This window comes from Staphylococcus sp. HMSC13A10, from assembly GCF_001808005.1.
GTDB classification, from domain to species: domain Bacteria; phylum Bacillota; class Bacilli; order Staphylococcales; family Staphylococcaceae; genus Staphylococcus; species Staphylococcus pasteuri.
Map to the genome: position 1 here is coordinate 205,053 of NZ_KV791823.1, position 16,621 is coordinate 221,673.

Annotated in this window: 12 protein-coding genes; 2 read left to right on the forward strand and 10 right to left on the reverse strand. The window is 30.9% G+C overall.

Features of this window, described 5'->3' with window-relative positions:
* Positions 1–27 precede the first annotated feature (27 nt).
* Positions 28–795 (reverse strand): ribonuclease HII, encoded by a 768-nt coding sequence (locus HMPREF3125_RS00975; protein WP_017638389.1) that lies wholly within the window; start codon positions 793–795, stop codon positions 28–30.
* On the reverse strand, positions 788–1,663 hold the full coding sequence (gene ylqF / locus HMPREF3125_RS00980; protein WP_029055448.1) for a ribosome biogenesis GTPase YlqF: 876 nt from the start codon (positions 1,661–1,663) through the stop codon (positions 788–790). The genes HMPREF3125_RS00975 and ylqF overlap by 8 nt, the downstream gene beginning before the upstream one ends.
* Positions 1,664–1,924: 261 nt before the next feature.
* Between ylqF and HMPREF3125_RS00985 the strand changes: the two genes are divergently transcribed.
* Both HMPREF3125_RS00985 and HMPREF3125_RS00990 read left to right on the forward strand, forming a co-directional pair.
* A complete protein-coding gene (locus HMPREF3125_RS00985; RefSeq protein WP_070451352.1) occupies positions 1,925–4,525 on the forward strand; it encodes a YfhO family protein in 2,601 nt (866 codons plus the stop codon).
* The gene (locus HMPREF3125_RS00990; RefSeq protein WP_070451353.1) at positions 4,518–7,127 is read left to right on the forward strand and encodes a YfhO family protein; all 2,610 of its coding nucleotides are present in this window, start codon (positions 4,518–4,520) and stop codon (positions 7,125–7,127) included. The genes HMPREF3125_RS00985 and HMPREF3125_RS00990 overlap by 8 nt, the downstream gene beginning before the upstream one ends.
* Before the next feature lie 200 nt (positions 7,128–7,327).
* Here HMPREF3125_RS00990 and rplS read toward each other — a convergent pair whose 3' ends face one another.
* The 8 genes from rplS to smc form a co-directional block, all read right to left on the reverse strand.
* Positions 7,328–7,678, reverse strand: a complete 351-nt coding sequence (gene rplS, locus HMPREF3125_RS00995; RefSeq protein WP_070451355.1) for a 50S ribosomal protein L19 — start codon at positions 7,676–7,678, stop codon at positions 7,328–7,330.
* Between the two features lie 105 nt (positions 7,679–7,783).
* Complete coding sequence (gene trmD / locus HMPREF3125_RS01000; protein WP_029055451.1) at positions 7,784–8,521, reverse strand: tRNA (guanosine(37)-N1)-methyltransferase TrmD; 738 nt, start codon at positions 8,519–8,521, stop codon at positions 7,784–7,786.
* Positions 8,521–9,024: a ribosome maturation factor RimM gene (rimM, locus tag HMPREF3125_RS01005; protein WP_070451358.1), complete on the reverse strand. Its 504-nt coding sequence runs from the start codon at positions 9,022–9,024 to the stop codon at positions 8,521–8,523. Before rimM ends, trmD begins: the two co-directional genes overlap by 1 nt.
* 166 nt (positions 9,025–9,190) lie before the next feature.
* Entirely contained in the window at positions 9,191–9,466 is a 276-nt protein-coding gene (gene rpsP / locus HMPREF3125_RS01010; protein WP_017637120.1) for a 30S ribosomal protein S16, read from the reverse strand.
* Positions 9,467–10,007: 541 nt separating this feature from the next.
* The gene (gene ffh / locus HMPREF3125_RS01015; protein WP_029055452.1) at positions 10,008–11,375 is read right to left on the reverse strand and encodes a signal recognition particle protein; all 1,368 of its coding nucleotides are present in this window, start codon (positions 11,373–11,375) and stop codon (positions 10,008–10,010) included.
* Between the two features lie 19 nt (positions 11,376–11,394).
* The gene (locus tag HMPREF3125_RS01020; RefSeq protein WP_046466606.1) at positions 11,395–11,727 is read right to left on the reverse strand and encodes a putative DNA-binding protein; all 333 of its coding nucleotides are present in this window, start codon (positions 11,725–11,727) and stop codon (positions 11,395–11,397) included.
* Positions 11,714–12,961, reverse strand: coding sequence for a signal recognition particle-docking protein FtsY (ftsY, locus tag HMPREF3125_RS01025; protein WP_070451360.1), 1,248 nt, complete (start codon positions 12,959–12,961; stop codon positions 11,714–11,716). The genes HMPREF3125_RS01020 and ftsY overlap by 14 nt, the downstream gene beginning before the upstream one ends.
* Positions 12,958–16,527 carry a chromosome segregation protein SMC gene (gene smc / locus HMPREF3125_RS01030; protein ID WP_070451362.1) on the reverse strand — a complete coding sequence of 1,190 codons (3,570 nt, stop codon included), beginning with the start codon at positions 16,525–16,527 and terminating at the stop codon, positions 12,958–12,960. The genes ftsY and smc overlap by 4 nt, the downstream gene beginning before the upstream one ends.
* Positions 16,528–16,621 lie beyond the last annotated feature (94 nt).

Genomic DNA, 16,621 nt, shown 5'->3' on the forward strand with positions numbered 1-16,621 from the left:
TTTGCAATTAATTTAAAATTCAAACTATTATTTGATTGATTTAATAGGTTCAAACGTTTTTCGGTGTTCTTTTATAACGCCATATTCTTCTATACCCTTAAGGTGTTCTTTAGTACCATAACCAACGTTATTTTCAAATCCATATCCTGGAAATTGCTCAGCTAATTCTTTCATATAGTTATCTCGATGTTCTTTAGCCATAATACTTGCTGCTGCAATTGATACACTTTTAGCATCACCTTTAATAATAGACGTCTGGTTAATTTCGTTATCTAATTTCATCGCATCAATTAATAAATGTGTGGGTTTTAATTTTAAATTGTCTATTGCGCGTTGCATGGCGATTTGTGTCGCTTTATATATATTGAATTGATCAATTTCTTCTGCTGTTGCAACACCATAAGCGTATTCAGTAACACCATCTATTAATTGTTGGTTTAATTTTGCTCTATTTTTAGCAGATACCTTTTTAGAGTCATTAAGGCCTAGATAATTATGGTCATTATTCAAAATCACTGCACAAGCTACAACTGGTCCAGCAAGTGGACCTCTGCCCACTTCATCGATGCCACAAATAACTTCGTCGGCATTATTTGCTAACAATTCATTTTCATAGAAAGTCATCTCATGATATTGTTCTATGAGTTGTAATTCTTTTTCTAATTGCTTTTTACGACTAGCAATTGCTTGCTGTACACCTTTTCGATTATCCAAATTAGCTTCATGTTGTTCTAGTTCTTCAATCGTATCAATTTGTTCAAGCAACTGCTTCATTTCTTTAATCGTTTTAGACATGTTCAATGTCACTCTTCATTTCTTTAAATATATCAAAGCAATATGTGCCGATTTTAGCATTTCTAATTTCATAAATAATTAACTCAATAACCGCTTCATAATCCACTTCATTACCCTTTTGTAATAAACCTCTTCGACGTCCAATTGCATCAAACCACTCTAATATTTCTGCATCTTCATCCACTTCAATATTGTAATGTGATTTTAAACCAACTAAATCTTTTTTAATCATAAATTGAAGTCCATAAATAGCTACTTCATCTAAGTGAACGATGCTATCTTTAATTGCACCAGTTAGACTTAGTTTCTTCCCTACTTCTTCATCTTCGAATTTTGGCCATAAAATTCCGGGTGTATCTAATAATTGTAACGAGTTTCCTACTTTAATCCATTGTTGTTGTTTCGTAACTCCAGGTTTATTACCAGTTTGAGCAATGCTTCGGTTCGCTAGTTTATTAATTAGCGTTGACTTACCTACATTAGGAATACCAACTATCATGGCACGTATTGCTCTAGGTCTTAATCCTTTTGCTTTTTCTCGATCGAACTTTTCTTTCGTCGCTTGTATTGCTGCTTTTTCAACATCTTTTAAATTTTTACCATGTTTAGCGTCGACAGCTACTGGATAGTAACCTTTATTTTCAAAGAATTGTTCCCATTTTTCCAATTCCTTTAAGTTAGTCATGTCTTTTTTATTTAAAATAACTACTCTTGGCTTTTGTTTTATTACTTCATCAATCATTGGGTTTCTTGAACTATAAGGAATACGTGCATCTACAAGTTCAAATACAACGTCTACTTTCTTCAATTGTTCGCTTACTTCCCTTTTAGCTTTGGCCATGTGGCCAGGATACCATTGTATTGTCATTGTCATCACCTTTCATCAATACTTTTCATCTTTTACATTGTATAAATTATACTCTAACATCTTCTCATAAACTAGGTTTAGTTTAACACGCGAACTATAATAACTTGTTTTTAAATATTTTAGCGATTCTATACTTTAAGATTCTGTAAAATAGTTTAAATTAAAGTATAAATACTTTTCATCGTCATTACTATCCCCTACAATTTGGGAATAGTCATAAAAAATTATAATCAAGATAAATATATGGAGTAGGAGTCAGTCATGAAAAAATTTCTCAAATACTCACTTATTTTCTTCTTTCTATCATTAATTGGTCATAGTTATGTTATTTATAAATTCTATCATGACGGCATACTATTTACTGGACCTAATGATGGTATGGAACAAATGGTACCTATCCAGATGTACTTATTTAATCAATGGAGTCATGGTAATTGGTTTTATTCATCTGACTTTGGAATAGGTGGAGATTTCTTTACAGATTTAAGTTATTACTTTTCAACCAATATTATATTCATTATCAATGTTTTAGTAATTATGCTATTAAAGCTATTCATACATATTGATACTACACAATTATTATTTTGGATGAACAATGCGCTTATCGTTTCAATTTTCAAAGCAAGTTTAGCGCTTTATTGTACATATTTATATGCAAAGCACTTAACAAAAAATCACATCATTAGCATGTTAATGGCATTTTTATTTGTAATTTCACCTTTGTATTTCAGATTTACAGTATACTGGCCGTTTTTCAGTGATGTATTTATTTGGATGCCATTATTGTTATATTCGATTGAACGATTTTTTAAAACTAAAAAAATAGGTTTATTTATAACATCAATGACATTGATATTAATTAATAATTTTTACTTTGCTTATTACTTACTCATTATCGGTGCAGGATATATTATCATTCGAATCTTGTTTAAACATGACAATGATAAAGTTTCACGTAAACAAGCATTTTTGATTTTCATCATAAGTGGGATCTTATCTTTAGGAAATAGCTTATTTATTTTCTATCATAGTGTGCAAGGTTATTTAGGTAATCGACGTATTCCATTTACAGGAAAAGTGCCTCGTTTTGAACATCTAGATGCAAATACAAATTTATTTTTTGATAATTATCTTATTGTCATTTTATTTATTACGATTCAAGCTATTTTATCCTTTAAATTATATAAACATTTTTATTATCGTTTATTTGCTATTCTAACTTTTGTATTTATTTTATTTAATTTTGTACCGTTCATAGACCAGTTATTTAATGGATTCTCTGCCCCACAAAAAAGATGGCAGTTTATCATTGCATTTAATTCAGCTATGTTAATAGGACTTTATGTTAAATATTTTAAAACTGTAAAAATTAAATCTTATCTTCTAACAAATATTATTGCGCAAAGCGTCGTATTTACTAGTGCCTTCGCCTATCATACTTATGTTGCATGGATGATATTTGTACCTATAGTTTCTCTTATAGGATTGTTGATTTTAGTTCTCAATGATAAAACAAGCCGTATTAAATTATCATATTTATATATTGTTGCTATAGCTTTATTAAATATCATGGTGTCATTTGTATTTATTAAAAATCAAATTTATTTTGAAGATCATAAGGATAGAGCTAATACGTTCTACTTAAATTCAAATATGTATAGTTCAGATTTACAAAGATCACTAGTTAATCAAATGAAATCATCTAAACGTGAGGATGAGCGTATCGATTGGAGAGTTAATGAGCAAGATAATACACCTATGTATCAAAATTTCAAAGGATTGAGCCTATATTCAAGCATTTTCCATCACAATATTCTAGATGATTATTATGATGATTTAAAAATTAACTTAGCAGAGGAATCATTAAGTAGGTATCAATCTACAAATGGTAGACAAAATATAGCTAGTCTTTTCTCCATTCGTTATCTCATGTTGAAAGAATATCAAGATAATGTCCCGAGCTACTTTAAAAAGGTTAAAAAAGCAGGACAATATTCAATTTATGAAAACACGCTAAATCTGCCTTCAGTTAAAGTTACAGATAACGTTTTTAATGAAAAGTCTTTAAAAACACCAATTGACCGTGAACATGCCATGTTAGATGGTGTTGTTTTAAATAAAAAAGGACAAAACTATCATAAAAAAGCAGATAATTTACTAAACAGAGTGAAAATTTCAAGCGACAATATTTCTAAATTAAAGCATCATAATATTAAAGTTACTCAAAATACAGGACATATTAAACTTCATATTCCTAAAAAATTAAGAACTCAATATACTGATTTTTACTTAACGATGAAGATCAAAAGAGGTGTTCCAGATAGCAATTATACGGTCAACGTAAATCAATATAATAACAATCGTCTATATAACGATTCTGTATACCGCACAGGTGTAGATACCCAATTATACCGTGCTCAACCAGATAAAAATGGCGATATCACGATTCAATTATCTCCTAAAGGTACATTTAACTTACAATTATTAAACCTAAATGGTGAAAATTATGATACGCTCAAAAAAGCAAAGCAACATGCAAATTTTAAAATGAATTATCAGGACATTAAAAATGGTGTGAAAGTCAATTTAGATCAGCATAATAAAGGTATTGCGACCATCAATATTCCTTATAGAAAAGGTATGAAAGCTTTCGTAGATGGTGAAAAAACAGAAGTCTATAAAGCTAATGGCATGATGACAGGAGTTCCAGTAAATAAAAATGACAAAACGATCATCATTAAATATCAACCACCTTTATGGAATACAATGATTTTTATATCAATAATTAGTATGATTGTAAGTTTGATATTTATTAAATATTTAAAATCTATAAAGAGAAAGAAGAGAAAGCATAATGTATAAAAAGATCACTTCCAATCCTTATTCATTTCTATTATTAATTATCATTGCAAGTGCTATTTTATCACTATGCATTTATCTCCCTTTCATTTATCTTTTTATTACTAAAGGAACAGTGTTTAGTGGTAATGGAGATGGATTCAGACAAATGATGCCATTTCAAATGTATTTATATGAACATTTCTCTACTTTCAAAGGATTCTATGATGAATCCTTTGGTTTAGGTGGAGATTATGTAAAAGGACTTGCCTATTATTATTCAATGTCACCTCTTATGTGGATTAACTTTGGTTGGATTTGGATTTTAGAAAAAATAGGATTAGCGCACCCACACGATATCAATTTTTGGCCTGCAAACCAATTAATAATGGCGTATGTTAGAACCGTTCTTACATTTATTTGTACATTTTATTTCTTTAGATATTTAAAATTCAAACCTACTTCAGTCATCTTAGCTACAATAATGTATTGTATTTCTACAGTTGTTATCTACTACAATTTTACATGGTCTTTTTATGGTAATTTATTAATTCTATTACCACTTTCTTTACTCTCTATGGAACGTTTCTTTAGAGAAAAGAAAATTGGACTTTTTATATTTGCCATTGGTTTGACCCTTTTTATGAATTTTTACTTTAGTTATTATCAAGCAATCGTATTAGGATTTTATTTTATTTATAGAATAATCATGACGCATCCAAAAGATATTGTGACTAGATGGCAAAAATTCTATATGCTTCTAATTGCTGTAATATTAAGTGTATTAAGCAGTATATTTGGATTGTTTACAGGACTTTCTTCATTTTTTAACAATGATAGAGCACAGAATTCTAAATTTGAAATCACTTTATTGACAGATCTTACAAACAGTAATTTTAATATTTTTTCAGATGGATTTTATATAACGATTACTTTTATAACAATTATTGCTTTATTTTCATTCAAATTATATCGTCATTATTATTTTAGATTATTTGCCATAGTGACATGGATATTATTGATTGGCTCATTATCACAATACTTTGATAGTGCATTTAATGGTTTTTCAATGCCCCAAAGACGTTGGGTTTATGCATTAACGTTATCTTCTAGCGCATTAGTTGCATTATTAATACAGCATATTAGTGAATTATCACTTAAAAAATACTTAATAGTTGCAATACCTATTAGTTTATATGGAATCATTTACTTTTTGGAAGCAAGTCATACTATTTATTGGATTCCGGTATCAATCATACTTATTGTCGTATTAGGTTTCATCATTAAAAAACCTATGCTTGCTAATCAATGGTGGCTCCAACTTTTATTAATATTACTCATTTTTCTACAACAATTAGCGATTGAACATGTGACTTTTAAGAAGACAATTGAGCCTTATCAATCAACGATGAAGGATATCAATGATCCTAGCTATAGAGGTCATACTTTAAACGATAAAATACAACAAATTAAACAATCACAGTCCAACCCATTGTCTAGAATCGATTACATGTCTTTTTACGGGTTAAATTCACCATTCATTTATCACTATAATGGGATTTCTTTATACTCAAGCATTTTTGATGGAGACATTTTGAAGTATTATGATAAGACAATGCAAATCAATATGCCAGTAGATAAAAATAGTACTTATCGTTATCTAGGCAATCGTGCAAACTTAATGGCATTATGGGGTGTAGAAGATCGACTTAGACATCCTAATGATTTAAATATCCCTTATGGATTCAAAAAGAAAGCATTAATTAACGATAGCGGTGATCAATGGATTCATTCACATAATATGATGCGTTATCCAGCTGCACATATTACAAATAAAATATATGATGCGAAAGATTTAAAATCTCCTTTAGATCAAGAACAAGCTATGCTTCAAGGTGTTGTATTTAATCAGAAAGACGATAAATCGAATACGTCTTTCAGTTCAAATCCAAATCTGTTATCACATACTAAACGTACGTTAGTTAATGCTAAACGACTTGATAATAATCATATTGAAGTTACTAAAAATAATGGAGGCATTCATCTTCAATTACCTCAATTCATTTCTAAACAATATAAAGATTTATACGTTGAAATGGATGTTGAATTATTATCACCAGATAAAAAACATACAGTAGGTGTAAATGATTACAGTCAAAACCGTAATGAGCTCACTTATAAATATCGTCGATTCGTAAGCCCAGTCACAATGCGTATTAAATCATCAGATGATTTAAATATAAAATTATCTAAAGGCAAATACCGTATTAAAGTTAAAGGTATATATGGCGAAAATTATCAAATATTAAAACAAAGTACCCAACAATTAAAGCATGTGCATATTGATAAACAACGAAATGGTTATACAATTAAAAAAGATAAAAATGACAGTGGTTATTTAGTTATGCCTATACCTTATGCTAAAGGAATGAAAGCATCTATTGATGGTCATACAGAAAAAGTTGAAAAAGCAAATGGTATCATGACAGCGATTCCTGTTAAAAAAGGACAAGAAATGATTAAACTAACTTATACACCACCTCATTTTTACTTATTAATCATTATTTCGATTATTGGTATCATCGGCAGTATAATATTTACCAAAAAATTAAATAAAAGAAATTAAAAAAGTATGAGTCTTATCAAATGTTTAAGTTGATAGGACTCACACTTTCTGTATAGATTTTTAATAACATTAAAGGATTTGTATTCACAAACGAATATATACCCATTCATACAAAAAGCCATTAAGCTATCATATTAAGATAACTTAATGGCTTTTCTAAAGTATAGTCTTCATACGTAACTACGTTATTAGTATGCTGATTAACGAATTTCTTGGATTCTAGCAGCTTTACCACGTAAATGACGTAAGTAGTATAATTTAGCACGACGTACTTTACCGCGACGTTTAACTTCGATTTTTTCGATTTTTGGAGTGTGTAATGGGAATGTACGTTCCACACCTACAACTGAAGAAATTTTACGAACTGTGAAAGTTTCTGAAATTCCTCCACCACGGCGTTTGATTACAACACCTTCGAATACTTGGATACGTTCACGTGAACCTTCAATGATACGAACGTGTACACGTAAAGTGTCACCAGGACGGAATGAAGGTAAATCTGTACGTAATTGTGATTTAGTTACTGCTTCGATTAACTTATGATTACTCATTATAAATTCTCTCCTTCAACCTATGTTCTTGCCTAGACAAATGTATAGCAGCGGATCATAGTGATTTTTAGTGCTTTTTCACACTTAAATTATGTTAGCACAACGTTAGTCGTTTTTCAATTGGTTTTTATATGTTTGTATGATTTTTTTATCTTTATCAGTCAAATCATATTGTTTTAATAAATCTGGTCGTTTATTTAATGTACGAATAATTTTCTGTTCATGACGCCACTCATCAATATGTGCGTGATTACCTGATAATAACACATCTGGTACTTTTAAACCTTTAAATTCTCGTGGTCTTGTATATTGTGGAAATTCCAATAAGCCATCTGAGAATGAATCATCTTGATGTGATTGTTCATTACCTAATACACCAGGAATGAGTCTAACAATGGCATCTGTCATCGTCATTGCAGGTAATTCCCCACCTGTTAATACATAATCACCCATAGATATTTCATCAGTGACTAAATGTTCCCTAATACGTTCGTCATATCCCTCATAGTGGCCACAGATAAACACAATGTGCTCTGCTTCACTTAATTCTTGTGCAATTGCTTGGCTAAATGGACGTCCTTGAGGACACATTAAAATAACTCGAGTATTATCTGTTCTGTTTAAGTCTTCCATTGCATTAAACACTGGCTCAGGCTTTAAGACCATACCTTGTCCACCACCAAAGGGATAATCATCAACTTGATTGTGTTTATTGATAGAATAGTCTCTAAAATTAATAGTATTCACTTCAATAATATTTTTGTCTTGAGCTCTTTTTAGTATCGAATGGTTAAGCACGCCATCAAACATCTCTGGAAAAAGTGTTAAATAATCAATTTTCATTAATCTAACAATCCTTCCATTGGCGTGATAATCACTTTTTTACCTTCAACATCTACTACTTTAACTACATCTGCAATATAAGGAATTAAATATTCTTTATCTCCTTTTACAACCCAGACATCGTTAGCTCCAGTTTCAAAAATACTTGTAATTCTACCAATAGGTTGTTCATTATCATCAAAGACAGTACAACCTATAATATCAGAATAATAAAATTCATTTTCTTCTAATTCTATTTCTTCATGGTCTCTTTCTTGGTAAAGCGTAGCACCTTTTAAATATTCGATATCATTGATATTATCAATGCCTTCAAATTTCAACATATGAAATCCTTTATGTACACGATATGATGTTATAGTTAAATCTTTTTCAGTTTGATTTAATTTAGCTGTTAACACTTCTCCTGGTTGAAAACGAGTATCTGTAAAATCAGAATTAGATTTTACTTTCACTTCTCCTTTAATTCCATGAGTATTAACGATTTGTCCTACTTCTACTTCCATTAATACTAACCTCCTTATATTGCAAGTTTATTTCATAATATCACTTTACCATTGATTAAAGTTATTAGTTATTGATTTGTTATAAGTAAGACATTGATATAAATAAAAAAGGCACCAAATAATGGCGCCCTAACTAAATTGATAGATTAGTCAATAATGACTAGAATTATTTAGTGTGTTTTTGGTCATCAAATTTTTTCAAAATACCTTCTCTTGATAAGATATTGTGAACTGTATCTGTTGGTTTAGCACCGTCTTTTAACCATTTTAATGCTAATTCTTCGTCAATTTTCACTTCTGGAGCATTAACGTGTGCTGGGTTGTAAGTACCGATTTGTTCGATGATACGACCATCACGTGGTGAACGTGCATCTGCAACTACGATACGATAGAATGGGTTTCTTTTAGAACCTAAACGAGTTAAACGAATTTTAACTGCCATTATAAAACTCTCCTTTGAACATTTCAATTTTTATTTTCTACAAGAATAAATAATAACAGGTATATAAAACTTTGTAAAGACATTTTTCTTTACCAAATCTAAATTCATGAAATGAATTGTAGATTTGGTTATGCATTAGCTTTAGCTAAGGCGTTCCTCTTCGTTACTTTTTTCTGAAAGAAAATTAGTGTTGGTTATGGGAGTGGGACAGTTAAAGTTTAATTTACAAGGGACATCAATAAACAAAATCATGTGTATTAAACAGCTTACTAAATTTTAAATAATTACAACTTTAACGTCGTCCCACCCCGGCAAGGTTGACTAGTATAGAAAAAAGCTTAAAAAGCGCATTTTCTATACAGACAACTACTGCCAATATAAGATTTTATCCCTTTATATCAATATATTTCAAACATATCTGTTCTAAATTCATAAAATGAATTGTCATAAATAGGTTCCTAATCGTACATACGATTAGGTAAGGCATTCCTCATACATAAAAAATTCCAACAGACTGAAATCTGTTGGAATATATAAAATATTAGAAAGGTAAATTCATGCCTTTTAGCATATTTTGCATTTGATTACGTTTTGCTTTTTTACCTTTACCGCCACCAGTAAATTGTTTCATCATTTTCTTCATGTCGTTAAATTGTTTCATTAAACGATTCACTTCTTGTAATGAACGTCCTGAACCTTTAGCGATACGCTTTTTACGTGATACATTTAACATTGCTGGATTTTCTCTTTCACTAGGTGTCATTGATTGGATAATCGCTTTAATATGGTCGATTTGTTTATCGCTCATATTAAGTTGATCTAATCCTTTCATCTTATTCATACCTGGAATCATTTTCATTATGTCATCCAATGGTCCAAGATTTTTAACCTGATCAAGTTGCTCTAAGAAGTCATCCAATGTAAATGATGAATCTCGCATTTTTTTCTCTAAATCTTTAGCTTTTGTTTCATCAACATCTTGTTGTGCTTTCTCAATTAAGCTTAGTACATCACCCATACCTAAAATACGAGATGCCATACGTTCTGGATGGAATAGTTCTAAACCATCTAATTTTTCACTCATACCTACAAATTTAATTGGTTTTTGAGTAACGGAACGAATTGATAGCGCAGCACCACCACGAGTGTCACCATCTAACTTAGTTAATGTTACACCCGTTACATCTAATTGATCATCAAATGATTGAGCTACATTAACAGCATCTTGACCAGTCATAGCGTCAACAACCAACATAATTTCATTAGGTTTCGCTATTTCTTTAACTTCTTGAAGTTCATTCATCAATGCTTCATCGATGTGTAAACGACCTGCCGTATCAATAATAACAAAATCTAAATGTTCTTCTTTAGCGTGTGCCAATGCGTTTTGAACAATTTGTTGAGGTTTAACTTGGTCACCTTCACTATAAACAGGTACATCCAATTGTTTACCTACTGTTTGTAATTGGTCAATGGCAGCTGGTCTGTAAATATCTCCAGCAACTAACATTGGTTTTTTATTATATTTTTTACGCATTAAAAGCGCTAATTTACCAGCAGTTGTTGTTTTACCTGCACCTTGTAAACCTACCATCATGACAACAGTTGGTGGTTTATTAGCCATTTTGATAGATGAATTTTCGCCACCCATTAAATTAGTCAATTCATCTTGAACAATTTTAATGACTTGTTGTCCAGGTGTTAATGACTGCATTACATCTGAACCTAAAGCACGTTCTGAAACAGTTTTGACGAAATCTTTAACAACTTTAAAGTTAACGTCGGCTTCTAATAATGCAAGACGCACTTCTCGCATCATTGCTTTAATATCCGCTTCGGTAACTTTACCTTTACCACGCATTCTTTGCATTGATGCTTGTAAGCGATCCGACAATCCTTCAAATGCCATAATTATTCCCTCCTCATCGTTATTCTAATTCTTCTAATTGATCTATATATTGCTTTAATAATTCTGGTTTATCAAGAGATTGTTTCATTTGATTATAAATATCTCGTCGTTGTTCAAACCTTTTGTATAATCCTAATTTAGCTTCATAATCTTCAACTAAATCGCCAGTTCTTCTTATATTATCATAAACTGCCTGTCTACTCACTTTAAAAGTATCAGCAATTTCACTTAAAGCATAATCTTGTAAATAAAATAATTCTAGATAATTTCGTTGTTTATCAGTCAAAAGTGACTGATAAAAGTCGAAGAGATAATTCATACGTAACGTTTTAACTAAATCATTTTGGCTCATTATTATTTTCCTCATGATTATCAGCTGAAACGTCACTACTTTCTTCTGGAATTTCTTCATTTTGTTCAATCATATCTGCAAATAAACCATAAACATAACTTTCGGGATTAAATGGTTGCAAGTCGTCTAATTTTTCACCTAAACCTACATATTTAACTGGTATTTTAAGTTCATTTCTAATAGCTAACACAATACCACCTTTAGCTGTACCATCTAATTTAGTTAATACGATACCTGAAACATCTGTTACCTCTTTAAATGTACGAGCTTGTGATAATGCATTTTGTCCAGTTGTGGCATCTAAACAAAGTAATGCTTCATGTGGCGCGTCTGGAACGGCTCTACCAATAACACGTTTAACTTTTTCAAGTTCTTGCATTAGGTTAGATTTATTTTGTAAACGTCCTGCTGTGTCACATATTAAAATGTCTACTTGTTTATGTTTAGCAGCATTAATTGCATCATACATTACAGCTGCAGGATCTGAACCTTCACTTTGGCTAATCACTTCTACACCAACACGTTCGCCCCAAACTTTTAATTGTTCAATAGCGCCCGCTCTAAAAGTATCACCTGCTGCAAGCATTACTTTTTTACCTTCCATTTTATAACGATATGCTAATTTACCGATTGTTGTTGTTTTACCTACACCATTAACACCAACCATTAAAATAACATTTAAACGTCCATCTTCTAAATTCATCACTTCAGATTTATCATCTTCTTGGTGATAAATTTCAACAATTTTTTCTACGATAACTTCTCGTAAATCTTCTGTCTCTTGAATGTTACGACGTTGTGCTTCAACACGTAACTCTTCAGTAAGTTGCATTACCGTATTAAAACCAACATCAGCTGTAATTAATATTTCTTCTAATGCTTCAAAGAATTCTTCATCAACTTTTCTATAACGCGCTATTAAGTTATTTAACTGTTCTTGGAAATTTTCACGAGATTTTTCTAATCCAGCTTTAAATTTCACTCCGATTTTTTGTGCTTCTATTTCTTCAAAATCTTCAATTGAAATTAATCCATCTTCATCAAAGTCAGCTTCACTTAACTTTTTAGGTTTCTTTTTAGGTTTTTCTTCTTCAATTTCATTTTGTAACCCTTGTTGTGAATCGTCAGTCTTTTTCGAAGACTCATCAATTTCTTCCTCATTGGATAATTCTTTTTCTATATCTTTTTCACTCGATCCTGAAAATTTATCTTTTAAGCGTTTAAAAAAGCTCATGCTTCTTCCTCCTTCATAACCTCATCTATTGTATTTAGGTTAACACTTACTAATTTAGATACTCCTGATTCTTGCATCGTAACACCATACAAACGATCTGAAAATTCCATCGTTCCTTTACGGTGCGTAATCACAATGAATTGCGTTTGATCAGATAACTCATTGAGATATTGAGCATATCTGATTACATTTGCTTCATCCAATGCCGCTTCGACCTCATCTAAGATTACAAATGGGGCTGACCTTACTTTTAAAATAGCGAATAATAAAGCTATTGCGCTTAATGCACGCTCTCCACCACTTAATAATGATAAATGTTGTAATTTTTTGCCAGGTGGTTGCACGATAATATCAACGCCAGCTGCTAGATAGTCATCTTCAGTGAGTTGTAACTCAGCCTTACCACCGCCGAACAGTTGTTTAAACACATTACTAAAATGATTTTGAACAGCGTGAAACGTCTCTTTAAATCGTCCTTCTACTTCTTTATCCATTTCATTAATAATTTGTTCTAATGTAGATTTTGCCTCACGCAAATCTGTTCGTTGTTCATTTAAGAAAGTATAACGTTCATTTAATTCTTCAAATTGTTCAATTGCATTTAAATTAACTGGGCCTAATTCATCAATGGACATTTTTGTTAATTTAACCTTTTTACGTAAAGAATCGATCTCTTCATCATTGTCATAAAGTGTACGTGCTCTTTCTACCGTAAGTTGATATTCATCATTAAGATGATCGATAGCATGATTGATTAATACATCTAATTTAGATTGATTTGCTTTAATATCTTGGTAATGATTTTCGATAGACAATAAATCTTGGTGGCATTCTTGAAGATTATTATCATTGTCTTCAATCATTTGATTTAAGTCAACTCGTTGTTGTTTAACTTGATCTAGTTGCTGATTTAATTCAGTTCTTTCACGTTCTTTATCCTTAATTTGTGTTCGGATTTTATCAAACGCTTGCTCACCCATCATTTCATCTGAATTAAATAATTCTATTTTTTCTTTAATAGTATCAAGTTGTTGTTCTGTACTTTGTAATTGTTTATCTAAACGTTCGATGTCTTGTTGTTGAGCTTTAATACGCTCTTTGACTACTGCTAAATCTGATTGTTTTTGATGCAGTTGTTGTTGTGTTTGTGTAGTAGATGCTTTACCTTCTTTGGATAATTTTGTATAACGCTCGATATCTTCTTCAAGTTGTTTTAATTCTGCTTTAATTTCAGCTAAATGTTGTTGCTTTTGTTCGAGTGTTTCTTTACTCTTATCACTTTGATAACCATCATTTTTTTCAAATTCAAATTCTTCATGTTCATCTTTAAGATGTGCTTCTTGTTTCTTCAGACGATCAAGTTCTAATTCATAGCCATGTGCTTTTTCTTTCAAAGTATTATAACTTTGACTGATATCAAAATATTGTTCACTTAATTTTTCAGAATGAGATTGATGGGCTTGAAATTGTTTTTCAAATTCTTGAGTCTGTTGTTGATAATCTGCTAATTGCTTGCGCATTGTTGTAAGTTCATCTTTTTGAGACAAGATGCTTTTTGTTTTACGAGCGCCACCACCTGTCATAGAACCACCAGGGTTAACTACATCTCCATCAAGTGTAACAATTCTTGTACGATAGCGAATTGATCTCGCTAAGTCATTAGCATGCTTTAAGTCTTCAACTATAATTGTATTACCCAATAAATTCTCGACAATGTTTTTATATTGAGACGATACCTTAACAGCATCTGAAGCAATATTCACAAATCCTTCTGAAGATTGTGCTGTTGATTTGATATCTGAAGCTAAATAACGCGGTTGAATTACATTTAACGGTAGAAATGTTGCTCTCCCTAAACTGCGCTGTTTTAAAAACTGTATTGCTTGGCGTCCATCTTTCTCATCTTCAACTATAATGTGTTGTAATGATGCACCTAAAGCTGTTTCGATAGCCTGTGTTAAATGGGATGGAACGTCAATAACTTCTGCTACAGCACCATGAATACCACTTAATTCTTTACCTTTAGCTTTTAATATATGTTTTACGCCATTAAAGAAATACGTATAATCCTCTTCTTGTGTTGCTAAACTATCAATACGAGATTTTAATTTCTCGTTATAACGATAAGCTTGATACAATTTATTTTCAAATTCAGACTGGTGTTGTTTCGATTGAGTCAATTGTTTCTCTACTTCTTTGATTTGTTGTTCAGTCTTTTTCATTTCTTTCAGAGTTTGATTATAATCTTTTTCAGTATTTGAAATGTTATTTTGTATTTCTTTCAATTGATTAAAAGCTTCAACTAATCTAGAATCAAGCCTTGATTTTTTAGCTTCATTTTCATTAATAGTATGCTCTAAAAAACGAATATCATTATTCACGTCTGACTGTTTAGACATCAACTCATAATATTGGTTCTTTATTTCTTCTAATTTTTCATCATGTTGTTCATCAGAAACATATAATTTAGATTCAAGTGTCTGTACTTCTTTATTTAATTCTTTTTGTTTCTGTTTTAATTGATTTAATGTATGAATTGCTTCTTCTTTTTCCTGTTGAACATTTTCTAATTGAGTCTGTAAGTTGTCTTGTTCTTCTTCAAATCTTGCATTAGTTTCTGACTGATTCTTTTTACGTTCTTCCAATACATTAAGTTGACCAGAGTATTTTTCAAATTCTTCAGTTGCCTTGACTAGGTTATAGTTTAATTGTTCAATCTGTTGGTCTAACTCTTGACGTTTACCTTTATGCTTTTGCAATAATTGATTAATTTGACTTTGTTCAGCCTCTTTATTTGCTTGTTTACCTTTTAAATCATTAAGTTGTTCGTCTAGTTGAGCGTTATCTTTTGTATATTGATCAATATCATGGACAGTAACAATTACATCACTTTTCTCCATTTCTGATGATAATTGTTTGTATTCTTTCGCTATAGCCGCTTCTTCTCTTAAAGGTTCAACGCGTCCTTCTAAATCATATAGAATGTCTTCAACACGTGTTAAATTATCTTCAGTATGATCTAATTTTTGAACGGATTCAGCTTTACGTTTTTTATATTTTAAAACTCCTGCTGATTCTTCGATAATTTGTCTTCGATCTATTGGCTTTGCATTTAAAATTTCATCAACTCTACCTTGAGAAATAATCGAAAATGCCTCTTTACCTAACCCAGAATCTAAGAACAAATCAATAATATCTTTTAATCGTGCACGATCATTATTTAAATAATACTCACTTTCACCACTACGATATAAACGTCGTGTGACTTCAACTTCTTCAGCATCAATTTGTAATTTTTTTGAATGATTATCTAATTTTAATTTAACTTCTGCATAATTTTGGGGTTTGCGATGTTCTGCACCAGAAAAAATAATATCTTCCATCTTAGAACCACGAAGTGATTTTGCAGATTGTTCACCTAAAACCCATTTAATCGCATCAGTAATATTACTTTTACCGCTACCATTTGGACCAACAATTGCTGTAACACCTTTATCAAACTGAACATCAGTATGGTCTGCAAATGACTTAAATCCTACGGCATCTATTGATTTTAAATAAACCATGCTATTCTCCTTATCCAAATCCACGTTGATTCTTACTTCGAAATCAACTTATTGTTTGATGCATATTCATGTTGATTGCATCAGTATTCAACTT

Coding starts and splice junctions, on each gene's coding strand:
- HMPREF3125_RS00975 (WP_017638389.1), bottom strand. CDS start 795: ATGTCTAAAACGATTAAAGAAATGAAGCAGTTGCTTGAACAAATTGAT.
- ylqF (WP_029055448.1), bottom strand. CDS start 1,663: ATGACAATACAATGGTATCCTGGCCACATGGCCAAAGCTAAAAGGGAA.
- HMPREF3125_RS00985 (WP_070451352.1), top strand. CDS start 1,925: ATGAAAAAATTTCTCAAATACTCACTTATTTTCTTCTTTCTATCATTA.
- HMPREF3125_RS00990 (WP_070451353.1), top strand. CDS start 4,518: ATGTATAAAAAGATCACTTCCAATCCTTATTCATTTCTATTATTAATT.
- rplS (WP_070451355.1), bottom strand. CDS start 7,678: ATGAGTAATCATAAGTTAATCGAAGCAGTAACTAAATCACAATTACGT.
- trmD (WP_029055451.1), bottom strand. CDS start 8,521: ATGAAAATTGATTATTTAACACTTTTTCCAGAGATGTTTGATGGCGTG.
- rimM (WP_070451358.1), bottom strand. CDS start 9,024: ATGGAAGTAGAAGTAGGACAAATCGTTAATACTCATGGAATTAAAGGA.
- rpsP (WP_017637120.1), bottom strand. CDS start 9,466: ATGGCAGTTAAAATTCGTTTAACTCGTTTAGGTTCTAAAAGAAACCCA.
- ffh (WP_029055452.1), bottom strand. CDS start 11,375: ATGGCATTTGAAGGATTGTCGGATCGCTTACAAGCATCAATGCAAAGA.
- HMPREF3125_RS01020 (WP_046466606.1), bottom strand. CDS start 11,727: ATGAGCCAAAATGATTTAGTTAAAACGTTACGTATGAATTATCTCTTC.
- ftsY (WP_070451360.1), bottom strand. CDS start 12,961: ATGAGCTTTTTTAAACGCTTAAAAGATAAATTTTCAGGATCGAGTGAA.
- smc (WP_070451362.1), bottom strand. CDS start 16,527: ATGGTTTATTTAAAATCAATAGATGCCGTAGGATTTAAGTCATTTGCA.